The following is a 21380-nucleotide window of genomic DNA, read 5'->3' as shown; positions in this document are numbered from 1 at the left end:
ATTTCAATTATTAATTAAATCAGGGTGATTTAGAAATTCAAAGTATATTAAATTTCTATTATTTATTTCCGTGTTAATTTTTTCGTGTATTTTACAATATGGATTTAATTGAACACCATTACTATGCATTGAGTGCTTACCTTAAATCTATTTTTTAGTAGAGCCTTCTATACCATAACAGCAATGTTATGTTGTAAGTATCTCAGTGCACTTATTTTCTAGTTTTTTGCTTTTAATGATGGAGTCTTTATGAAAAAACTACTTATAGTTGCATTACTTGTTGTATCTTCAACATCTGTTGTTGCAGACGATCGCATCCCATCTGTAGTTGGTGAGTGGCAAGATTGTGGCCCTCTAAATGTTGTTGCTGTTCAGGCTGAGCATGATGATGTTCTTATTCAATTAGAAAATGAAACTGATGGTTGGCAAGTATGGAAACGTATCGGTGTAACTCAAGATGATTCTGTATATGACGGCCTAATTCCTCGTCAAAGTCGTAGTCAAGGGGCCGATATTGAAGGTAATCTAACATTCAATACTTCTTCTCATATTATGCAATTTCAATCTCTAGCTGAAAAAGCACTATTAAATGATAAACAAGTAATTGTCCGTTTTGAAGGTGATGAAGTTTGTCATGCTGATAACTACAATAGTAACGCAGTAATGATTCGCCTAATCAAATAATAGTCTATTGTTAAGTTAATAAAAAAGCCTACATTATTTTTGTAGGCTTTTTTTATTAGATATTTTGTATATTTTTACAGGTTAAAGTTCATCGAGTCTTTGTAATAGTCAGATCTTTATATCTTAGTTTTTCGAGATTGACATTCTTATGATTCGTTACAAAATGAAGGTACTCATCTTAGTTTAGGTATCGTTGTAATGAATGATGTATTCTCGATAGCGTCTGAATTTTCTCCATCAGGGGATCAACCCACAGCCATTAAGCAGTTACTAGAAGGCTTAGATGCTGGTCTCGCTCACCAGACGTTACTTGGTGTAACAGGGTCAGGAAAGACGTTTACGATTGCGAATGTGATAGCTGAGGCTAAGCGTCCAACGTTATTTCTTGCTCCCAATAAAACCTTGGCAGCTCAACTTTATGGTGAGATGAAAGAGTTCTTTCCTAATAACGCTGTTGAGTATTTCGTTTCTTATTACGATTATTATCAACCTGAAGCATATGTTCCAACCACCGACACTTTTATTGAAAAAGATGCTTCGGTGAATGCTCATATTGAACAGATGCGACTTTCTGCCACTAAAGCGTTAATGGAACGACGAGACGTTATCATTATTGCTTCAGTATCTGCTATCTATGGTCTGGGTGATCCTGACTCTTATCTAAAAATGATGTTGCATGTACGCCGTGGTGATATGTTGGATCAGCGTGATATTTTACGTCGTTTAGCTGAATTGCAATATACGCGAAATGATATGGCTTTTGAGCGAGGCACATTTCGAGTTCGTGGTGAAGTGATTGATATTTTCCCGGCTGAATCAGAAAAAGAAGCGGTGCGTATTGAGCTATTTGATGATGAAGTTGATCGTATTTCACTGTTTGATCCTTTAACGGGAAGCGTGATCCAGCAAGATCTTCCTCGTTATACCGTTTATCCGAAAACGCACTACGTAACTCCTCGTGAGAAAATTCTAGAAGCCATAGAAGGCATTAAGGTTGAGTTAGAATCTCGCCGTAAGCAATTTATGGATGGCAATAAGTTAGTTGAAGAGCAGCGTATTACCCAACGAACTCAGTTTGATGTGGAAATGATGAATGAGCTAGGGTTCTGTTCAGGTATTGAAAACTACTCACGTTATTTAAGTGGTCGTAGTGAGGGAGAGCCGCCTCCAACTTTGTTTGATTACCTTCCTGCTGATGGGTTACTGATCATTGACGAGTCTCACGTTACGGTTTCGCAAATTGGGGCTATGTTTCGAGGGGATCGTTCTCGTAAAGAAAATTTAGTGGAGTACGGTTTCCGTCTGCCTTCTGCTTTGGATAACCGACCATTAAAATTTGAAGAGTTTGAATCTCTTGCACCCCAAACAATCTACGTTTCAGCAACGCCAGGTAAGTATGAAATTGAAAAGTCTGATGGCGAAATTGCAGAACAGGTTGTAAGACCGACTGGATTGTTAGACCCTGAAATTGAAGTTCGTCCTGTTGCAACTCAAGTCGATGATCTCTTGTCTGAAATTCGCATTCGAGCTGCGAAAGATGAGCGTGTTCTTGTTACCACATTGACTAAGCGAATGGCGGAAGATTTAACCGAATATTTAGCTGAGCATGGCGTTCGAGTCCGCTACCTTCACTCTGATATTGATACGGTTGAACGCGTTGAGATCATTCGTGATTTACGCTTGGGTGAATTTGATGTGTTAGTGGGGATTAACTTACTTCGAGAAGGCTTAGACATGCCAGAAGTTTCGTTGGTCGCTATTTTAGATGCGGATAAAGAAGGTTTCTTACGTTCAGAGCGCTCTCTTATCCAGACGATTGGCCGTGCTGCTCGTAACTTAGAAGGTAAAGCTATCTTATATGGAGATAAGATTACAGGCTCAATGGAAAGGGCTATAACTGAGACAGAACGTCGTCGGGATAAACAGAAGCTCTATAATGAGCAACATGGTATAACCCCTCAAAAACTGAATAAGAAAGTAGCTGATATTCTTGAGCTAGGTTCAAGTAGTCCAAAGGCTAAGGCTCATAATCGAGCGGCTCAATTACATAAAGTTGCTGAGAAAAAAGGAACCTATTCGGCAATGTCTCCGCAGCAGCTTGAAGGTGAAATTCAACAACTTGAAAAACAAATGTACGACTTTGCACAAAATTTGGAGTTTGAAAAAGCAGCAGAGTTGAGAGATAAGATTCATACACTTCGTGAACAATTTATCACTAATAGCTAGAAACAAGATAAAAAAAAGCCAACCGAGAAATAAGTTCGGTTGGCGTCATTGTTTAGTGAATAGATTCCACAAACAACGTCAGTTGGCTAGGTTAACTCTTAAGTAAGAGTTACTTTATATAAAGCAGAGACCGTGCCAACTTTTCCTGTAGTACTTATTTATCCCTATATTCTTATCTTTGTCACTTTGTTGTGGTCAAAATTTGCATTGTTACACCTGTTTTATTGCATTTTGCAAAGCGTTTTGCAATTCAATATGAGAAGATTATAAAAATTGAGAATCTTTTGAACATAATCTTTCTTATTGATTAAACTTAATTTTAATTAGATTGATTTTTGGAGGGAGCAATGGAGAGCAAATCACGACAAAAACAAGTTCTAATGGTTGAAGACACTGCATCTGTTGCTGCTTTGTATAAATCTTACCTCAATCCGTTAGGCTTAAATGTCAATATAGTCGGGACGGGTAAAGAAGCGCTGAGCTTTATTCATGATATTGTTCCTGACTTAATTCTGCTGGATCTACGTCTTCCTGATATGACCGGGATTGAAGTTCTTGCGGCAGTTAGAGAGCTGCATCCAGATCTGGCTGTCGTTATTATGACAGCTCATGGCTCGATAGATGTTGCTGTAGAAGCTATGCGTCATGGAGCTCAAGATTTTTTAATTAAACCGTGTGAAGCTGATCGATTAAGAATTACGGTTAATAACGTATTAAAGCAAGAACACAAATCAAATGCCGAGCCTAAATCCAAGCAAAGTGGTGCGCAATATCAGGGTTTTATCGGTAATAGTTTGGCGATGCAGGCGGTATATCGAGTCATTGAATCGGCCGCATCTAGTAAAGCGACTGTATTTATTACTGGGGAAAGCGGAACAGGTAAAGAGGTCTGCGCTGAGGCTATTCATGCAGCAAGTCCTCGTCATGATAAGCCTTTTGTTGCCCTTAATTGTGCTGCGATTCCAAAAGAGCTCATCGAAAGTGAGTTATTTGGTCATGTTAAAGGGGCATTTACAGGGGCTTCGTCGGAAAGACAAGGTGCAGTTGAGCTCGCTGATAATGGGACCCTTTTTCTTGATGAGTTGTGTGAAATGGATTTGGATTTGCAAAGTAAGTTACTGCGTTTTATCCAAAGTGGTACCTATCAAAAAGTAGGATCATCTAAAACAAATACTGTTGATGTTCGTTTTGTTTGTGCAACTAACCGCAACCCTTGGGTAGAAGTGCAAGAAGGGCGTTTTAGAGAAGACCTCTATTATCGACTGCATGTTATTCCTATTAATTTACCACCACTCCGAGAACGAGGAAGCGATGTAATTGAAATTGCACATGCGCTGCTAGGAATGACCTCGGTTGAAGAAGGAAAAGATTTCACCCGCTTTGCTCCTGACGTTGTCGAGTATTTTCAAAAATACAATTGGCCTGGAAATATTCGAGAGCTGCAAAATGTGATTCGTAATATCGTTGTTTTACACTCAGGAGAAGTGGTGACCACGGAAATGTTACCACCACCGCTAAATCAAGATATTGGCGCGAATATTGCAGACACTGTTCATTCTGTTTCCAATCATAGTTTGGAACAAAATACATATTCTCTTGCCGATAGAAGTAACGAGTCGGTACATAACAATAAAATTGAGCCGCTGTGGATTGTAGAAAAACGGGCCATCCAAAAAGCCATTGATGCGTGTGACGGAAATATCCCTCGCGCAGCAGGACTTCTTGAGGTTAGTCCCTCTACGATTTATAGAAAATTACAAGCTTGGCAAGATGCGGCAAGCAAATAGGAGATTGAGTCGATGACAATTAAGGTTAACGTTGAAACAGTAAAACGTCTTGCTGATGAAGTAGGGGAAGATACCGTCTCACTCTTATTTAATGTATTTAGTGATGAGCTAGAGCAATATCTGGTTAAATTACTGGCCGAGCCCTCTATTAGTGATATTGGTGAAATTAGTCACTCAATTAAAAGTAGTGCGGCAAGTTTTGGTGCTGACGATTTAGCTCTGCTTGCTCAAGAGTGTGAATCTCGCGTTCGACAAGGACAAGATTCTTGGATTATGGACCACCTGCCGGAATTACGCCAAATGGTCCAAGGTGTTGCTCAAGAGTATAAATTAATGTCAAGCAATGAGGAGTTGCTTAATAGCATGCTTTAATTTATTACGATCATGTCGCCACACATGGTTGCTGGCGGCAAGATCGGAGACATGCTGATGATAGCCAGATTCCAACTCATCGTAATATTTATCTGAAAGAATAATATCGATTCTTCTGCCTCCAATTGAACGTTCACACCAGTGCAGCATAGTGACAAGATCCATCTGTCCGGCTGGACCATTCTCTTTATCTAGGTTTGTGATGAAGACTAATCGTGCTGATGTATGCTTTAGAGCTTGAGCAATTTCTTTTAACAGTAATGATGGCATAACACTGGTTAAGAAACTTCCCGGACCGAGTAAAATCAAATCGGCTTGCTCAATGGCGACAACCGCCTCTTTGGTTGCGGGTACCGCGGGATCTACATAAAGACGCTGAGGGACTTCAATGAGTTCATCAACGCTGGTTTCGCCACAAATGATTTCACCAGAAGGCGTCATTGCTGCAAGATCGGCAGGATATTCAGACATTGGAATAATGTGAGTCGATACTTTCAACATATCGCGAATCAAATTAATAGCATCTAATGGCCGAACACTGAGGTTATCTAATGCGGTTAACATTAAATTACCTAAATTGTGACCATTCAATTCGCCATTACCGCGAAATCGATATTCAAAGATCATTGAGCCGACAGAAGGTTCAGTAATTAACTGATTAATGCAATTTCGGGTATCACCCCAAGCAATGCCCCCTTGGCAAGCGCGGATCCGTCCTGTTGAGCCTCCATTATCTGTTGTTGCAACAATCCCTGTGACCTGAGAACCATAGTCAGACAGTGATGAAAGGATGCGCCCCAAGCCATGACCACCACCAATGGCAACGATTTTTTTATTTGATGTATTCGTATTAACCATGATTTACAGTGTAATTATACTTAAGAATAGTGTTCAAAATAGTTTATCAGAGTTTATTTATTTAAACAGTCAAAACCGTGTGAAGTGTCTGTAATATCACGTTGAGTGCAACTTATTGCTTATTGTGTAAGCAAATGGGTGTTGTTGTTATCAAAGCTGGCTTTAATGGGGCTCTAACATCATACTCATTAAATAATCACAAGTATCAAGGCAGTTGGGTCTATTTATTAATAATTGTTTTTCGCTGGTTGGAAGAGGAAGTATTTCTAACCATCTTTGACATAACCAGGTTAGATTATCAAATTGTTTTTCTTGATGTTGTTGAGCCAGTTCAGGGTGGCTTCGATACATAATTTCCAGACGCTCAGCCAGTAATTTATGTGTTTGTTGTGTTTTCATCTCTTGCCATTTAGGAATGGATGAATAATCTCCCCAGATAACACCTTCGTGGTCTTGTCTTATTTCATTGATAAAGCCGTTATCGATACCAGAAATATTGATAGTGAGTGAATTGTCATAAATGGCAAGATCGAAATCATCCACATGAACGCGAGTTGCTATATGATAAAAACGCTGATCTTTATCAGTATTCTCATACATACAAATACCCAGTTCGCTGCAATCTTCTAAAGAGGCTTTTAATGTCTCTGTTTGAACGCCAGGTAAAATGCGAATAAACATGCGACCTGTTGGTAAAATGTGCCTTTTTTGCAGAAGTAGGGGAATATGTTGGCTCATAAAAACTCCGTTTTGCATTATTCTCATTAACTTGAGAAAAGCAAAACGGATGCCGAATTGTTTTGATTTTAACTAATTGATAAGTAATGGATTCGTCTTATTCTGATACCGCAAAATTGATTATTTTTGATTTGCAATCCAATTTAATGCGTTATCTGAAGGCAGTAACTCAAGCTGTCCCAGTTCATTAAAATACCATCCTTTGATGAGCCCTTTTGCTTGCATGTCTTTAAAACCTGCGATCACTTCTAGCGCTGCGTGCTTAGCTTGTTGGGGCGAAATGCCATCTTCTCGCTGTAAATACAACGCAATATCATCTAGAGTGGCTGATTCAACAATATTTGACATAACGACCTCTCTTTTATTGGCAAATTATTCATTAAATCCCTTAGTAGTATTGTCGCTATTTCGCCTGAAAGGTAGAATACAGCATAATTTTTTGCAGAGTATCATCGACACTGATTGAATCTCTGATATGTTTAATAGATAAATGCCGTTGTGTAATTCAGGATTCATGGAATGAGTTGCTTTGCATAACAGCCATAGCTCCGAGCTTTATTTGCTAAGTCGCAATAGTTAAGTTGTACGATAGGTAATAAAGCCAGTGACGAGGTTTGTCACCAGGGTTGATCTAGAAATGGATTAGCCTCCCGTATTTGGAAAGGTGTTCCGTGGCGAAACAATTTGAAGATAGTTTCCATCGTAAGTTTTATTACTTGCGACTTTCTGTTACCGATGTGTGTAACTTTAAATGTACATACTGTTTGCCTGATGGCTATAAACCAGAAGAGAAAAAACCTTCTTTTCTGACCGTAGATGAAATCCGTCGGGTCACGTCTGCGTTTGCTGAATGTGGCACAAGCAAGGTCCGTATTACTGGCGGAGAGCCTAGCTTACGCCGTGACTTTACCGATATTATTCATACTGTCGCTTCTCAACCTGGTATTGAGAAAGTTGCGATGACAACCAATGGTTATCGCATGGCGAAACATGTTCAATCATGGCGTGATGCAGGTCTTACTAATATCAATGTCAGTGTTGATAGTCTTGATCCTAAAATGTTCCACCAAATTACTGGTGAGAATATGTTTCATCAAGTTATGCAGGGTATTGATGCCGCTTTCGATGTCGGCTTTGAGCAAGTAAAAATTAATACCGTTTTGTTGCGTGATCTTAACTCTCAAGAATTGCCTAAATTCCTTGAGTGGATCAAAACTCGTCCGATTCAATTGCGATTTATTGAATTGATGCAGACTGGTGAAATGGACAACTTATTTACTAACCATCACGTTTCTGGGGTGAGTATTCGTAATCATCTGATTGCAAATGGTTGGTTGCTCAAAGTAAAGAGTGCAAATGATGGTCCAGCACAAGTGTTCTGTCATCCAGATTACATGGGTGAGATTGGTTTGATCATGCCGTATGAAAAGAATTTTTGCCAAAGCTGTAACCGTTTACGTGTTTCTGCGAAGGGTAAGTTGCACTTGTGTTTATTTGGTGAAGAAGGTGTCGATCTGCGTGATCTTCTCCAACAAGATGAGCAACAAGGTGAGCTAATTAGTCGTATTCAAGCCGGATTACAAAATAAAGCCGTTGGTCATTTTCTTGATGAAGGCAAAACCGGCATGACCCCTCATCTAGCCTCAATTGGCGGATAGACATTTTATTTGAGCCCATGGGTATTCTAATCGATGGGTTTCTGCGCATCCTTAAAGAAAGGAAATTTTCAGAATGACTCAATTCACACATATTAACGCTTCTGGTGAAGCCAATATGGTTGATGTTTCGAATAAAGCGGATACAGTTCGCGAAGCTCGTGCTGAAGCCTTTGTTCATATGGCTCCAGAAACATTGGCTTTGATCATTTCAGGCCAACATCATAAAGGCGATGTGTTTGCTACTGCGCGTATCGCGGGTATTCAAGCGGCAAAACGCACTTGGGATCTGATTCCTCTTTGTCATCCTCTTTTACTTTCAAAAGTGGAAGTTCAGCTTGAAGCTATTGAAGCCGAAAACAAAGTTCGTATAGAATCATGTTGTAAGCTTGCTGGAAAAACTGGCGTAGAGATGGAAGCATTAACTGCAGCATCTGTTGCTGCCTTGACTATTTATGACATGTGTAAAGCCGTACAAAAAGATATGGTTATCACTCAGGTTCGTCTGCTTGAGAAAACAGGTGGAAAATCAGGTCATTTTAAGGCAGAAGCATGATTACAGTTTTATTTTTTGCTCAAGTAAAAGAGCTGGTTGGTCAGTCTCAAATAGACGTTGAAGCAAGCGTTAATACCGCAGAAGAATTACGTCAGCAATTGACTCTTCGTGGCGATAAATGGCAGTTGGCATTAGAGTCAGGTAAGTTATTAGTCGCGGTTAACCAGACAATTTGTCCTCTCGATACAGAGATTAAAGATGGCGATGAAGTCGCTTTCTTTCCACCTGTAACAGGAGGGTAACGATGATTTCGGTTCAGTTTGAAGACTTCTCTGTTGCTGATGAGTATGAAAAATTAGCTCAAGGAACAGAAGCTGGTGCCGTGGTGACTTTTATTGGAAAAGTTCGCGACTTTAACCAAGGCGATAGTGTTACTGGCCTTTCTTTAGAACATTATCCAGGTATGACGGAAAAAGCGTTAAGTGAGATTGTTGAACAAGCTCGTGCCCGCTGGCCGTTATTACAAGTTCGAGTCATTCACCGAGTTGGTGATCTTGATTTGGGCGATCAAATTGTGTTTGTCGGTGTTTCAAGCGCTCATCGTGGAGCTTCATTTGAAGCGTGTGAGTTCATTATGGATTACCTTAAGACACGAGCCCCATTTTGGAAAAAAGAGCAAACCCCGGAAGAGAGTCGATGGGTTGATGCTCGAGAATCAGATACCTCAGCAGCGGATCGCTGGCACGATAAGTAAATCAAATAACTTATTGGATTAAAAAGGAGCTATAAAGGCTCCTTTTTTTGTCATGATGATAAATTCCTCGAAAAACTATTCACATTAGCTTTGCTAGAGCTAAAAGAATAGTTATTCGTTTTGGAATCCTCTTTTCTATTTTTTTAAATAGAACATACTATGGAATCCTCGTTGTTTAGTGATTAAATAACATCTCGATTTTACGGATGAATGAATAACGAATAATTCATGAATAATCTTTCATGTTTTGTTTTTTCATTGGCTGTGCTATGTTTTTTATAAGCATAAATAAGCAGCTATTGTGACTGTTTATTTATTTTGGAATGCGCTATGAGTTCAAATGAAAAAGGGAGTGATATTATGATCAGGAGCGATCGCTTACTTTATGAAATTGGACCTGATGGTTTTGGTGAACGCCATTGTGAATCACTGGATCATTGGAAGCTGCGAGCCCATATGACGCTACCCAATTTTCCTGATGATGTATTAGAACAATGGTTATACCGTCATTGGAAAGGGGTCATGTATAACTGGGGATGGCTTGATTTTCGCGGTATGGTGTTTACGAAAGAAACGTGGAGTACCGAAGATATTTTAGCGAAGGTACAGACACCTAGTCAGGATGTGATAGATCGATTATCACAACGAATGACAAATGTTATGTTTCAAAGAAGTTGGCTGGTCCAGAATATGACTGAGCGAGGCACTTGGCCCGTAGCTCCAATCGTTTTGGATTTTGAGCGTGATCTTTATGCTTCTAACGGCAAGATATTAAAAGCCCCATTTAATTTATTAGAAGGTCATCATCGATTAGCTTACTTAAAAGGATTGGTAGAGCAGGGAGAGTATGTACGAGACCAACATGAACTGTGGATTGCTAAAATCCCTGTTCATTAACACTAAATTGAGTATTTACCTTAAGAAATAGCCCCAGACAAAATGTTACTGGGGCTATTTTTTTGTTAGAGATGAAGGTCTCACTATTTTGTCAGTTCTTTTACTTGTTGCTCTTTTACTTCGCCTTTAAGTTTTCGTGACGGTGGTACATAACCATGACGTCCACGAAAAGAAGGACTTGGTCGGGAGATACACCCTGCTGGTCTCATTGTTATTCTCTATTTTAGTTGTAATAACGCGATATATATTGCTAAACCCCTACGTAAAGTAGTGATTCTCGCAATATGAAAATAATAGATCGAATAATGAACTTAGAGTGCTAACAAGTTCAAATTTTAGTCCTTTGGATAATTTAATCTAATAGCATAATTTGTTATTCGATTTTGTTATTTCAGTTAAAGTCACTATCGATAAGCTTGGTTAATATCACTGGATGTTAATAACTTGTTAGCGACAATCGGTTTGATGTGCCATAGTTATTAGTGAGCCTAAATATAGGTTGAATTGTGAATTTGACAGCGGAGTGTGTAATGAAACATAAGCGTGTATCGAATAAACAAATGCGCCAAATGATGTCAGACCTTGGTATTGGTGACGATCATCAAGATGAAGAGCAGTTACTGTTAGAGCGCCGAGATCAGGCGGTAAGTGAAGATAAACAGTTAATTAATCTAGATAGTGAAAATAAATAATTCGACTTTGTAACAAAAGCGCCTTTGCAAATAAATGTTTGTGGAGGCGTTTTTATTTTGTCTGAAAAATGAATAGATTGATCTATATAGAAATAGAGGAGTAGCCATGAATTGTTAACAGTAACCAGTATTAATTGTATGGTTTAAGTTAATTTATCTATTTACATGCATAATTGTGTGTTTTTTATTCAATAATGCCTTTTGATTTAGTTTTTTTGGCGGAATTTACTTTTTTGGTTGGCTTTTTTAAAAGAAATGTCTACGGGCTATAAATTGCTTGGTTTTTTTTACTGAATTATTACCACTTATTAAGAATAATGCCGCTTTTTGTAATGGAAATGTGGCTAATTGCTTCAATGCCTGTTAATGTCATAGGCAATTCTTCGGTTTGATTGGCTTTATTGAGGATGAAATAGAGACCAATAACGTAGGAGTCGAGACCTATCAACTGAAGAACATCATGGACGTAAGGATGTATTTGGAGTAAATGCATGTATAAAAATAAAATCACTCAGGCTCTATGGATGAGCGCAGGTTTGGCTGTTTCTGCTGGTAGCTTTTCTGTTGTAGCAGCGCAAGTACCTGAAGGTGTTAAATTGGCTGACTCACAAGAGTTAGTGCGTAATAATGGCTCAGAAGTAGAGTCGCTTGATCCGCAAAAAGTCTCTGGGGTACCAGAATCAAATATTATCCGAGATCTTTTAGAAGGACTGATTAACCAAGATGATAAAGGCAACCTAGTTCCTGGAGCTGCTTCGTCTTGGGAGAGTAGCGATAATAAAGTATGGACTTTCCATCTTCGTCAAGATGCTAAATGGTCAAATGGTGATCCAGTAACGGCTGAAGACTTTGTCTATACTTGGCGTCGTCTTGCTGATCCAAAAACAGCATCCCCTTATGCTTCGTATTTATCAATGACGACTATGCATAATGCAGAAGCGATCATTAATGGCAAAGCTGCGCCTGATTCATTGGGTGTTGAAGCCGTTGACCCTCACACTTTAAAAGTGACACTCGATAAAGCCGTTCCTTATTTCCCGGCAATGTTAGTGCATACATCAATGAAACCTGTTCATGCTAAGACCGTTGCAGCACACGGTGATAAATGGACTTCGGTTGATAACTATGTCTCTAACGGTGCTTATAAACTGGATAAATGGGTTGTCAATGAGCGTATCGAACTTGTTCGTAATGAAAACTATTGGGACAACAAAGAGACCATCATTAACAAGGTCACGTATTTGCCGATTGAAAACCAAGTAGCAGCAATGAACCGTTTCTTGGCTGGTGAAATCGATCTTACCTATGAGGTGCCAAACGAGCACTTTAAGCGTTTAGTAAAAGAGCATCCAGACGCTGTTAAGGTAACGCCATATTTATGTTCGTACTACTATGAATTTAATACGGCACGTAAACCGTTTGATGATGTTCGTGTACGCAAAGCACTGTCTTATGCGATTGATCGTGATGTCATTGCTAAGTTTATTGTTGGTAAAGGTGAAACTCCAGCTTACAACTTTACCCCTCTTGCTACTAACGGTATTGAAGTAGACCTGCCTGATTATTCGAGCTTATCGCAAAAAGAACGTGTTGCTAAAGCGAAAGAGCTGCTTAAAGAAGCCGGATATGGCGATAAACCTTTAACCTTTGATCTGCTGTATAACACCTCTGAAAACCATAAGAAGATTGCTGTTGCTATTGCCTCGATGTGGAAGAAATCATTGGGTGTTACCGCAAATCTTGAAAACCAAGAGTGGAAGAGTTACTTAGACAGTAAGCGCCAAGGTAACTTTGATGTTTCGCGTGCTGGATGGTGTGGTGATTATAATGAAGCTTCAACATTCTTAGCGATTATGCGAGATGGTCACTCTCAGAACTATCCAAAGTACACCAGCAAAGCGTACGACAAAGCACTTGATGATGCATTAGCTGCTGCCTCGATTGAGAGTCGAGCTCAAGCTTATAAAAATGCGGAAAGTCTATTAGCGACAGATATGCCAATTATGCCTATTTACCACTATGTGAATGCGCGATTGGTGAATCCAAAGGTCGGCGGTTATCCAATGAAGAACCCTGAAGATAATATCTACTCCAAAGATCTTTATATCATCGCAAAATAATAGCTAAAAATATTATAACGATAACGCTGCCTCAGGATGGGGCAGCGAGTTTTAACACAACATTGAAGCGGCTGAGTTTATGATTAAGTTCATTGCAAAACGGATTTTTGAGGCCATACCGACCTTACTTGTATTAATTACTATCTCCTTTTTTTTGATGCGATTCGCACCGGGAAACCCTTTTTCGTCCGATCGACCTTTACCTCCGGAAGTTATGGCGAATATCGAAGCAAAATATGGGTTAGATAAACCTGTTTTTGAACAATACACCACGTATTTAGGCAATATTGTTCAAGGTGATTTTGGACCCTCTTTTAAATATAAAGACTTTACGGTGAATGAATTGGTTGCTGATGCCTTTCCCGTTTCAGCAAAGATTGGTATTGCGGCCTTTATTTTTGCTGTTGTGATGGGAGTAACCGTAGGGACCATCGCGGCACTTAAACACAACACATGGGTTGATTATCTCATTATGTCGACCGCGATGGCTGGGGTGGTTATGCCATCGTTTATTCTTGCCCCTGTATTGATTTACATTTTTTCTATCTCAATGGGGTGGCTGCCTGCTGGTGGTTGGAATGACGGTTCGTGGCAATATATGATTTTGCCTATGTTTGGTATGGCACTACTTTATGTGGCAACCTTTGCTCGTATTACCCGCGGTAGCATGATTGAAACACTTAATAGTAACTTTATCCGAACGGCTCGAGCTAAAGGATTAAGCTATCCCTATATCATTATTAAACATGCACTTAAACCTGCGCTGTTACCTGTTGTTTCTTATATGGGACCTGCATTTGTCGGTATAATCACCGGTTCGGTCGTGATTGAAACCATTTTCGGTTTACCTGGAATTGGAAAGCTATTTGTTAATGCTGCGTTTAACCGTGATTATTCCTTAGTACTTGGTGTGACAATTTTGATCGGTACATTAACTATCGTATTTAACGCCATTGTCGATATTGTTTTAGCCTATATCGATCCAAAGATTCGTTACTAAGGAGCCTGATTATGATGCTGGTAAAAAAAGATAATGTAGAGGCTTTAGAAAAGTTTTCGGATCAACTGGAAGTGGAAGGTCGCAGTTTATGGCAGGATGCTCGAATCCGTTTTATGCGCAATAAAGCAGCAATGGTTTCTCTGGTTATTCTGTGTGTTATTACTCTTTGGGTCTCTTTTGGCCCGATGTTTAGCCAATATGCCTTTGATGATACCGATTGGTATGCTTTGCATGCGGCGCCATCATTTGGTGCAGAAGGGCATTATTTTGGTACCGATAGCCTAGGTCGCGATCTGTATACTCGAACGTTAGTTGGCGGTCGAATTTCACTGATGGTCGGTATTTTAGGCGCTTTTGTTGCCGTCTTACTTGGAACCTTATATGGCGCAACATCTGGCTTTATCGGAGGCAAAACTGACCGAGTAATGATGCGTATCTTGGAAATACTATATTCGATTCCGTTTATGTTCTTTGTCATTGTGCTCGTGACTTTCTTTGGTCGTAATATCATGTTGATTTTCATCGCGATTGGAGCAATTTCATGGCTTGATATGGCGCGTATTGTCCGGGGGCAAACACTGTCATTACGCAATAAAGAATTTATTGAAGCAGCATACGTTAGTGGTGTGAGTAAATGGGGCATTATTACTCGTCATATCGTTCCTAATGTACTGGGAATCGTTGCGGTTTATTCAACGTTGTTAGTTCCATCGATGATATTAACTGAGTCATTTCTAAGTTTCTTAGGTCTTGGGGTGCAAGAACCTATGACCAGTTGGGGGGCTTTGCTACAAGAAGGGTCTCAGACAATGGAAGTGGCAATTTGGCAGCTTCTTTATCCTGCAGCCTTCATGGTGGTAACACTCTTTTGTTTTAACTATGTCGGTGATGGTTTGCGTGATGCGTTGGATCCAAAAGATCGTTAAGGATAATAAATGATCTTGGTGCTATTTACACAATAACAATGAGTTAGCATCAACTTCAGTAAAAGGATGTAATATGAGTTTATTAGATGTAAAAGATTTACGCGTTGAGTTTACGACTCAAGATGGCATCGTAACGGCGGTTAATGATCTTAACTTTTCTCTAAATCAGGGCGAAACATTAGGCATCGTTGGTGAATCAGGCTCAGGAAAAAGTCAGACTGTTTTCGCTATTATGGGTCTATTGGCAAAAAACGGTAAAATCAGTGGCCGAGCAGAATTTGAAGGTCGTAATATTTTAAATTTGCCTGAGCGCGAGCTTAACAAAATCAGAGCAGAACAAATTGCGATGATTTTCCAAGACCCAATGACTTCCTTAAATCCTTATATGAAAGTTAGCGATCAGCTGATGGAAGTCTTAATGTTACATAAGGGAATGTCAAAACAGCAAGCTTTCGAAGAGTCGGTTCGTATGCTTGATGCAGTAAAAATTCCCGAAGCGCGTAACCGTATGACCATGTATCCCCATGAGTTTTCTGGCGGTATGCGCCAACGAGTTATGATTGCCATGGCGCTATTATGTCGACCAAAACTACTCATTGCCGATGAGCCAACAACCGCTCTTGATGTGACAGTTCAAGCTCAAATTATGGAGTTATTGAATGATCTTAAACAAGATTTTAACACCTCGATTATTATGATCACTCATGATTTAGGGGTTGTTGCCGGAAGTTGTGACAAGGTCCTTGTGATGTATGCTGGGCGTACCATGGAATACGGCAAGATCAATGAGATTTTCTATCAACCGGGCCATCCATATACAGAAGGGCTACTGAAAGCGATTCCTCGTCTTGATACTGAAGGGGAAATGCTGCCAACCATTCCTGGTAATCCGCCAAACTTATTAAATTTACCTGTCGGCTGCCCATACCAAGAGCGTTGTCATCGAGTGTCTGCTCGTTGTCATCAAGAAGCACCTATATTGACCCCTTTTGCAGATGGTCGTTTACGTGCATGTTTTGCTGAAATGGAGGTGGCATCATGCTAGCAGAAAAAAAAGTATTGTTAGATATTGATGAATTAAAGGTTCATTTTAGTATTGCGGCAAAATCATCATGGCCTTGGTCTAAGCCGACTCAATTAAAAGCGGTTGATGGGGTCAGCATTCGTATCTTTGAAGGCGAAACCTTAGGTGTTGTGGGGGAATCGGGCTGTGGTAAATCAACCTTTGCTCGTGCCATTATTGGTCTTGTTGAAGCTACAGAGGGTAAGGTAGTTTGGCTCGGGCAAGATTTAACGGCATTATCTGCTAAAGAGTTGCGTTTAAAGCGTAAAGAAATTCAAATGATTTTCCAAGATCCGCTTGCATCATTAAACCCAAGAATGACGGTGGGGGAAATTATTGCAGAGCCGCTCAAAACCTTTTATCCAGAGCTGTCAAAAGATGAAGTAAAGCAGAAGGTTAAAGAGATGATGGCCAAGGTTGGATTACTTCCTAATGTAATTAACCGTTATCCACATGAGTTTTCTGGCGGTCAGTGTCAGCGTATTGGTATTGCGCGAGCATTAATTCTTAAGCCTAAAATGATCATTTGTGATGAACCCGTGTCGGCACTTGATGTATCGATTCAAGCTCAAGTTGTGAATCTTTTAAAATCACTGCAACAAGAGATGGGTCTGAGCTTAATTTTTATTGCTCATGATTTATCGGTGGTAAAGCATATTTCTGACCGTGTTTTAGTGATGTATTTAGGTAATGCGGTAGAAATGGGAGAGGGGGAAGCGCTCTTTGCTGACCCTAAACATCCATACACCAAAGCGTTAATGTCTGCCGTCCCCATTCCTGATCCTGAATTGGAACGAAATAAACACATCGAGTTACTAGAAGGGGATTTGCCTTCACCGATGAATCCGCCATCAGGTTGTGTATTTAGAACTCGATGTCCGAAAGCTACGGAAGAGTGCTCAAGACTTAAGCCCAAACTACAAGGTTCAGACTATCATGCCGTTGCTTGCATTAATGTCTAATTAGACAAAATGAGCCCTGAAACTACTATGTACAGGGCTCATTCATTTAAAAGTGAAAAATAGAAAATCACAAGAGTCGCTGTACTTAAAGCAGTTGCTCTTTTAATTTTTTAAGTCGCTCTTTCTTATGTAATTTATTGTTATATAAGATTTTATCTGCACGAGCGAATGTTTCTTCTAGTGTTTCTTCACCATCATACTGTACACAGCTAGTTGTGATTGTTGTTGTAATCTTTTGTGAATAAAATTTAATACCATATACGGCAAGTTCTAATCGTCTACTCAATGAATGGGCTTGGCCAATTGTTGTATTAGGTAGCACAATACAAAATTCATCTCCGCCTAATCGAATACAAATATCACTACTGCGGCTTAAAGCAAAAATTTGATTAGCAATATGTTTTAGAGCCATATCCCCAACATCATGCCCATAGTTGTCATTGATGATTTTAAAGTCATTGGCATCAATAATAATAAAAGAAACAGGAGAATGGGTATCCTTAGCTTCTTGTAATAATGGCATAACAGAGCTTTTTATAATCCTTCGGTTATAAAGACCGGTTAAGGAATCGGTATACGCTTCTATTTTATATTCATTCTTTTGTGCTTTATGCATTTTTAATAGTGAATACATATAGTTAAGCGCTATTATGAGAACTATTATTAATGAAATATCTTGAATAGATGAATACAAAATATACCAGCTAGATATTTCAGCATGAATAGATAAAGTATCATTGATTTGTCTATTCATATTAATCCAAGGTAAATAACTTCGTTTCCCATCATATAAAGTAATGGTTTGCTTCTTTATATCATCATATAAATAGATATTTAAATACTGTTTAAAATCATTCGGTAACGTAATTGCTCGCATCAAGGATTTGACTGGGATATCAACACCAACATCTCCAATAATGATATCTTTAGCTGAAAACACTGGCGATTTAATAGTAATAACCATGTCATGAGTAAAAAAATCACGATAGGGCGGTGTAAAATAAAATCCTTTTTTTAAGGTAGACTCTTGTTGCAGATCAGATCTCTGTTGCGAATAAAAATCTGTCGTAAAGAAGTCTTTCGTCATATTAAAATCATTTAAAGAATATTTAGATGATAAATAAAAATATCTGTGTTGATGCGAGATATAATAATAATTATAAGTAATATTTCTGCGATGCTGTTCTGCCCATAGATCATCTAAGATTTGAAAAAGATTCGTGTCATGATAAATCGCTTCACTTGGCTTTCCTACACCAATTAGACTGCCATTCAATAAATTATCTGGATAAATACCGCGATTAAAGCCAAATTCATTCATTGATGGATAAGTATTAATAGAAACCAAACCGGGTTGAGACATGATAGAGACATCTTTCAGCGTCTTCGTTACCGTTTGGGCATAGCGATCATTTCGATAAGCAAGCGTCATCATGCTTGACTTGACTAACTTAAGATTAGAATCAATATAGTTTTTATTTGCATCGATTTGACGATACAAGTTAAAGGCAATAAGACCGATAATGAGTAATGAATTTATACCGACAACAAAAATATTATGCCAAGTTTTACTTTTAAATAAAAAATGGTGTTCATAAAATGAGTTCTCATTAGCAAGTAGGTGTTTATTCTCAGACATATTATTACCCCATATTAATACTGGTAATAGGCTGAGGTTTGCCGTACAGAAATCCTTGATGATAGTGAATACCAATTGAATTTAAGGTTTCTGCTTGAGATTTATCTTCAATACCTTCGGCAATAATTTCTACTTCGGCTCTATCTGCAAAAATGACAAGGCATTCTAAAAGGTTTTTCTGTTCAACTTTATCTATTTTATCGATAAAGGATTTATCAACTTTAATGGTAGTTGCGCACAATTTTTGAAGAATCGTAACATCATTGTAGCCCATACCTATATCATCAATTTTTATTTTTATTCCAATAGCATTTAATTCTTGGCACACTCTTGATGCGTTTTCTAAATTTTTAATTGGTGTTCTTTCGGTGAGCTCTAATGCAAAGTATTGGCCTGGAATATTATATTCTTCTAATACGGCTTTGATATATCGAACGAGTTCATCATCTTCTAAAGTTGTTGCACTGACATTAATACTAAAATAACGGTTAATTGAAAAACCTTGATTTAACTCTTGTAGTGATTTGATATCTTTTGCAACTTGACTGATCAATTGAAAGGTTATTGGGGTGATTAACCCGTTCTGTTCTGATTCTGGAATAAAATCTAAAGGTTCAATGATCTTATTATCCGGTTTTTTCCAGCGAATAAGCACTTCATAGCCACAAGTTGTATTATTTTTACTGTCAATAATAGGTTGATAGTAAGGTAATAATTCATTTTTCTTTACGGCATTAAGTAATTGATATTTTAGTAAAATAGAGGTTGGTGTTAGTTTGTAGTATAAGAATAGGCTTGTTAGCAGGTTTACAGCTAATATGGCATAGACTGCTAATGACAAACCCTGGTGATTGATGTCTAATACTTCGATAAAGATCGAGATACAGATCGTTACTAGGATTGCTACATTCAAAAATGTCAGTTTATGTACTTTAGCCATAACGTACTCGTATTTACTATTTATGAAAAACGCTCTCGACTATAGCAAAAAATCCTTAAGATCCATTCTAAAGACTTTTGAGAAATACGTATTTAGGCCATGTAATATTTTGTTTTATTTGCATTATGATAAAGCAATTATATTGGTTTAATTTTAGTATTATTTAGTGTTTTTTATATTTAACTGATTGGTTATAAAGAGATTATGTTGGGGTGTTGTGTTTAACACCCCAGTAAAGCTTATTAGTCTTTAAAGTACCAATAGCCTAAATTCACAAGGGTTGTGAGTAGCGACATAAAGTCAGTATTTGTCGCGTATTCACCAAGGTCTTGCGCGGTAAACGATTCAATATCAGCAAGGAAACATCCTGTTTTATCTAATGAGTCTGGTAGTTCAAACGTTTCACCATTGATAAAAATGATATGTGTTTCATCTGCATGGTAGAAAGCTCGTAAGCCACCTAAGCGAGCTAATGTTTCACCATTAAACAACTGTTGTTGTAGCTCTTCAGTAGTATATTCAGGGTCACAAACAACCAAATCTAATTCATGTCTATTCTGACTGAGATATTCACCCATCCAACGTTTCATTAATTCTGGATGATCAAGTAAGCTGCGCATCATATTCTCAAGATCTTGATGTTCACTTGCTAATATTGCGCCATGATTATTTCGAGCGGGTAAATTTGGATTATGATAATGCACATCACCAATATCGTTCGCAATAATATGATCGGCAAAGCTACTTAATAATTCTTGTTTTTTGGGAGAGCGGAAACCTACAGAGAAACTCATTGCAGTTTCAATAGTATCGCCATCGTGGGGGAAACCTGGTGGAATATATAAAATATCACCAGCTTCAATTACTTCATCAATAATAGGTTCAAAGGATTTAATTTGACGTAAAGCCGGGTGACGAAATTCTTCTTCATAATCGTCTTTTTTAGGGCCTACACGCCAACGACGTTTGCCTGAACCTTGAGTAATAAATACATCATATTGATCAATATGTGGACCAACACCACCACCTGGAGTCGAGTAACTGATCATTAAGTCATCAAGCAGCCACCCTGGTAATTGACGAAATGGGGTAACTAAACGGGCCGCACCTTCGTGCCAGTAGTTCACTGATTGGACTAAAAAAGACCAGTTATTTTCTGGCATATTATCAAAAGATAGCGGACCGTGTTGTACGTCCCATTCGTCACCATCTCTTGCAACGTAGCGAGAGTCGATATCTTCTTCCATTGCTAATCCTGCTAACTCATCGGCAGAGATAGGATCAACAAAATCTTTGAAGCCACCTTTAATGATAACAGGTTGTTTCTGCCAGTATTTTTCTAAAAACTCTTCGAATGAAAATGTCAGTTGGTACATAAGGCTGTCTTTCATATTGGTATAAATTGGCGTGATTATATACCTAAGTCACTTCAAGGTGCTAGATTCAGTAAGGTGGGGTGGAAGTGATAACAAGATAATGATTAAAAGAGGGGGCACATGAGAAATTAAAAATGAGTTGAGCTGTTATAGATATTTTTAACCAAATGCTGGCAATTTTAAGCTTATATCGTG

22 protein-coding genes and 1 riboswitch are annotated in these 21380 nt (G+C 38.6%); of the genes, 15 read left to right on the top strand and 7 right to left on the bottom strand.

What is annotated here, in order from left to right; all coding sequences use genetic code 11:
- Positions 1 to 249: 249 nt before the first annotated feature.
- The 4 genes from CTN07_RS09370 to CTN07_RS09355 all read left to right on the top strand — a co-directional run bounded on the left by CTN07_RS09370 (position 250) and on the right by CTN07_RS09355 (position 5069).
- Complete coding sequence (locus CTN07_RS09370; RefSeq protein WP_005298391.1) at positions 250 to 684, top strand: hypothetical protein; 435 nt, start codon at positions 250 to 252, stop codon at positions 682 to 684.
- Positions 685 to 882: 198 nt separating this feature from the next.
- A complete protein-coding gene (uvrB, locus tag CTN07_RS09365; RefSeq protein WP_005298393.1) occupies positions 883 to 2910 on the top strand; it encodes an excinuclease ABC subunit UvrB in 2028 nt (675 codons plus the stop codon).
- Positions 2911 to 3257: 347 nt separating this feature from the next.
- Complete coding sequence (luxO, locus tag CTN07_RS09360) at positions 3258 to 4697, top strand: quorum-sensing sigma-54 dependent transcriptional regulator LuxO (RefSeq protein ID WP_005298395.1); 1440 nt, start codon at positions 3258 to 3260, stop codon at positions 4695 to 4697.
- Between the two features lie 12 nt (positions 4698 to 4709).
- Positions 4710 to 5069 carry an Hpt domain-containing protein gene (locus CTN07_RS09355; protein WP_036763472.1) on the top strand — a complete coding sequence of 120 codons (360 nt, stop codon included), beginning with the start codon at positions 4710 to 4712 and terminating at the stop codon, positions 5067 to 5069.
- Here the strand turns inward: CTN07_RS09355 and yvcK are convergent.
- The 3 genes from yvcK to CTN07_RS09340 form a co-directional block, all read right to left on the bottom strand.
- Positions 5034 to 5927, bottom strand: a complete 894-nt coding sequence (yvcK, locus tag CTN07_RS09350) for a uridine diphosphate-N-acetylglucosamine-binding protein YvcK (RefSeq protein WP_005298397.1) — start codon at positions 5925 to 5927, stop codon at positions 5034 to 5036. The genes CTN07_RS09355 and yvcK overlap by 36 nt on opposite strands.
- A 162-nt stretch (positions 5928 to 6089) precedes the next feature.
- On the bottom strand, positions 6090 to 6665 hold the full coding sequence (locus tag CTN07_RS09345) for an LON peptidase substrate-binding domain-containing protein (protein WP_005298399.1): 576 nt from the start codon (positions 6663 to 6665) through the stop codon (positions 6090 to 6092).
- Between the two features lie 120 nt (positions 6666 to 6785).
- Positions 6786 to 7013 (bottom strand): hypothetical protein, encoded by a 228-nt coding sequence (locus tag CTN07_RS09340; protein WP_036763475.1) that lies wholly within the window; start codon positions 7011 to 7013, stop codon positions 6786 to 6788.
- 186 nt (positions 7014 to 7199) lie between these two features.
- A riboswitch (molybdenum cofactor riboswitch) is annotated at positions 7200 to 7348 on the top strand.
- On the opposite strand from CTN07_RS09340, the gene moaA reads away from it, so the two are divergent.
- The 5 genes from moaA (at position 7322) to CTN07_RS09315 (ending at position 10467) form a co-directional block, all read left to right on the top strand.
- Positions 7322 to 8323 (top strand): GTP 3',8-cyclase MoaA, encoded by a 1002-nt coding sequence (moaA, locus tag CTN07_RS09335; protein ID WP_171050648.1) that lies wholly within the window; start codon positions 7322 to 7324, stop codon positions 8321 to 8323. (Overlaps the previous riboswitch by 27 nt.)
- 73 nt (positions 8324 to 8396) lie before the next feature.
- Positions 8397 to 8876 (top strand): cyclic pyranopterin monophosphate synthase MoaC, encoded by a 480-nt coding sequence (gene moaC / locus CTN07_RS09330; protein ID WP_005298402.1) that lies wholly within the window; start codon positions 8397 to 8399, stop codon positions 8874 to 8876.
- Positions 8873 to 9118: a molybdopterin synthase sulfur carrier subunit gene (gene moaD, locus CTN07_RS09325; RefSeq protein ID WP_005298404.1), complete on the top strand. Its 246-nt coding sequence runs from the start codon at positions 8873 to 8875 to the stop codon at positions 9116 to 9118. The genes moaC and moaD overlap by 4 nt, the downstream gene beginning before the upstream one ends.
- 2 nt (positions 9119 to 9120) lie before the next feature.
- Complete coding sequence (moaE, locus tag CTN07_RS09320; RefSeq protein WP_036763478.1) at positions 9121 to 9570, top strand: molybdopterin synthase catalytic subunit MoaE; 450 nt, start codon at positions 9121 to 9123, stop codon at positions 9568 to 9570.
- Positions 9571 to 9900: 330 nt separating this feature from the next.
- Positions 9901 to 10467 carry a hypothetical protein gene (locus tag CTN07_RS09315; protein ID WP_232282456.1) on the top strand — a complete coding sequence of 189 codons (567 nt, stop codon included), beginning with the start codon at positions 9901 to 9903 and terminating at the stop codon, positions 10465 to 10467.
- Between the two features lie 83 nt (positions 10468 to 10550).
- Here CTN07_RS09315 and CTN07_RS23230 read toward each other — a convergent pair whose 3' ends face one another.
- Positions 10551 to 10676, bottom strand: coding sequence for a hypothetical protein (locus CTN07_RS23230; protein ID WP_255199442.1), 126 nt, complete (start codon positions 10674 to 10676; stop codon positions 10551 to 10553).
- Between the two features lie 321 nt (positions 10677 to 10997).
- Here CTN07_RS23230 and CTN07_RS09310 point away from each other — a divergent pair, with 321 nt between their 5' ends.
- From CTN07_RS09310 to oppF, 6 genes are all read left to right on the top strand, one after another.
- Positions 10998 to 11159 carry a hypothetical protein gene (locus CTN07_RS09310; protein ID WP_005298409.1) on the top strand — a complete coding sequence of 54 codons (162 nt, stop codon included), beginning with the start codon at positions 10998 to 11000 and terminating at the stop codon, positions 11157 to 11159.
- Positions 11160 to 11650: 491 nt separating this feature from the next.
- Complete coding sequence (locus CTN07_RS09300) at positions 11651 to 13279, top strand: ABC transporter substrate-binding protein (RefSeq protein ID WP_005298410.1); 1629 nt, start codon at positions 11651 to 11653, stop codon at positions 13277 to 13279.
- A 79-nt stretch (positions 13280 to 13358) separates the two neighbouring features.
- Positions 13359 to 14279 carry an oligopeptide ABC transporter permease OppB gene (gene oppB, locus CTN07_RS09295; RefSeq protein WP_005298411.1) on the top strand — a complete coding sequence of 307 codons (921 nt, stop codon included), beginning with the start codon at positions 13359 to 13361 and terminating at the stop codon, positions 14277 to 14279.
- A gap of 14 nt (positions 14280 to 14293) precedes the next feature.
- On the top strand, positions 14294 to 15205 hold the full coding sequence (oppC, locus tag CTN07_RS09290; RefSeq protein WP_036764885.1) for an oligopeptide ABC transporter permease OppC: 912 nt from the start codon (positions 14294 to 14296) through the stop codon (positions 15203 to 15205).
- Positions 15206 to 15278: 73 nt separating this feature from the next.
- Complete coding sequence (locus CTN07_RS09285) at positions 15279 to 16250, top strand: ABC transporter ATP-binding protein (RefSeq protein ID WP_005298415.1); 972 nt, start codon at positions 15279 to 15281, stop codon at positions 16248 to 16250.
- On the top strand, positions 16244 to 17230 hold the full coding sequence (gene oppF, locus CTN07_RS09280) for a murein tripeptide/oligopeptide ABC transporter ATP binding protein OppF (RefSeq protein ID WP_005298418.1): 987 nt from the start codon (positions 16244 to 16246) through the stop codon (positions 17228 to 17230). The genes CTN07_RS09285 and oppF overlap by 7 nt, the downstream gene beginning before the upstream one ends.
- Before the next feature lie 85 nt (positions 17231 to 17315).
- On the opposite strand, the gene CTN07_RS09275 is transcribed toward oppF, so the two are convergent.
- From CTN07_RS09275 to CTN07_RS09265, 3 genes are all read right to left on the bottom strand, one after another.
- A complete protein-coding gene (locus tag CTN07_RS09275) occupies positions 17316 to 18869 on the bottom strand; it encodes a sensor domain-containing diguanylate cyclase (protein WP_005298420.1) in 1554 nt (517 codons plus the stop codon).
- 4 nt (positions 18870 to 18873) lie between these two features.
- Entirely contained in the window at positions 18874 to 19809 is a 936-nt protein-coding gene (locus CTN07_RS09270; RefSeq protein WP_005298422.1) for an EAL domain-containing protein, read from the bottom strand.
- Positions 19810 to 20051: 242 nt separating this feature from the next.
- Positions 20052 to 21185: a ribosomal protein uL16 3-hydroxylase gene (locus tag CTN07_RS09265; protein WP_005298423.1), complete on the bottom strand. Its 1134-nt coding sequence runs from the start codon at positions 21183 to 21185 to the stop codon at positions 20052 to 20054.
- Positions 21186 to 21380: the final 195 nt, after the last annotated feature.

The sequence above is a fragment of the Photobacterium damselae genome, from assembly GCF_003026815.1.
GTDB lineage: Bacteria > Pseudomonadota > Gammaproteobacteria > Enterobacterales > Vibrionaceae > Photobacterium > Photobacterium damselae.
The sequence above is the reverse complement of the archived record's forward strand: the minus strand, read 5'-3'. Positions and strand labels throughout refer to the sequence as shown.

Coding starts and splice junctions, on each gene's coding strand:
- CTN07_RS09265 (WP_005298423.1), bottom strand. CDS start 21,185: ATGTACCAACTGACATTTTCATTCGAAGAGTTTTTAGAAAAATACTGG.
- yvcK (WP_005298397.1), bottom strand. CDS start 5,927: ATGGTTAATACGAATACATCAAATAAAAAAATCGTTGCCATTGGTGGT.
- moaE (WP_036763478.1), top strand. CDS start 9,121: ATGATTTCGGTTCAGTTTGAAGACTTCTCTGTTGCTGATGAGTATGAA.
- CTN07_RS09285 (WP_005298415.1), top strand. CDS start 15,279: ATGAGTTTATTAGATGTAAAAGATTTACGCGTTGAGTTTACGACTCAA.
- oppF (WP_005298418.1), top strand. CDS start 16,244: ATGCTAGCAGAAAAAAAAGTATTGTTAGATATTGATGAATTAAAGGTT.
- oppB (WP_005298411.1), top strand. CDS start 13,359: ATGATTAAGTTCATTGCAAAACGGATTTTTGAGGCCATACCGACCTTA.
- CTN07_RS09275 (WP_005298420.1), bottom strand. CDS start 18,869: ATGTCTGAGAATAAACACCTACTTGCTAATGAGAACTCATTTTATGAA.
- luxO (WP_005298395.1), top strand. CDS start 3,258: ATGGAGAGCAAATCACGACAAAAACAAGTTCTAATGGTTGAAGACACT.
- oppC (WP_036764885.1), top strand. CDS start 14,294: ATGCTGGTAAAAAAAGATAATGTAGAGGCTTTAGAAAAGTTTTCGGAT.
- CTN07_RS09315 (WP_232282456.1), top strand. CDS start 9,901: ATGAGTTCAAATGAAAAAGGGAGTGATATTATGATCAGGAGCGATCGC.
- CTN07_RS09270 (WP_005298422.1), bottom strand. CDS start 19,809: ATGGCTAAAGTACATAAACTGACATTTTTGAATGTAGCAATCCTAGTA.
- CTN07_RS09340 (WP_036763475.1), bottom strand. CDS start 7,013: ATGTCAAATATTGTTGAATCAGCCACTCTAGATGATATTGCGTTGTAT.
- CTN07_RS09310 (WP_005298409.1), top strand. CDS start 10,998: ATGAAACATAAGCGTGTATCGAATAAACAAATGCGCCAAATGATGTCA.
- moaC (WP_005298402.1), top strand. CDS start 8,397: ATGACTCAATTCACACATATTAACGCTTCTGGTGAAGCCAATATGGTT.
- uvrB (WP_005298393.1), top strand. CDS start 883: ATGAATGATGTATTCTCGATAGCGTCTGAATTTTCTCCATCAGGGGAT.
- CTN07_RS09370 (WP_005298391.1), top strand. CDS start 250: ATGAAAAAACTACTTATAGTTGCATTACTTGTTGTATCTTCAACATCT.
- CTN07_RS09355 (WP_036763472.1), top strand. CDS start 4,710: ATGACAATTAAGGTTAACGTTGAAACAGTAAAACGTCTTGCTGATGAA.
- moaD (WP_005298404.1), top strand. CDS start 8,873: ATGATTACAGTTTTATTTTTTGCTCAAGTAAAAGAGCTGGTTGGTCAG.
- CTN07_RS23230 (WP_255199442.1), bottom strand. CDS start 10,676: ATGAGACCAGCAGGGTGTATCTCCCGACCAAGTCCTTCTTTTCGTGGA.
- CTN07_RS09300 (WP_005298410.1), top strand. CDS start 11,651: ATGTATAAAAATAAAATCACTCAGGCTCTATGGATGAGCGCAGGTTTG.
- CTN07_RS09345 (WP_005298399.1), bottom strand. CDS start 6,665: ATGAGCCAACATATTCCCCTACTTCTGCAAAAAAGGCACATTTTACCA.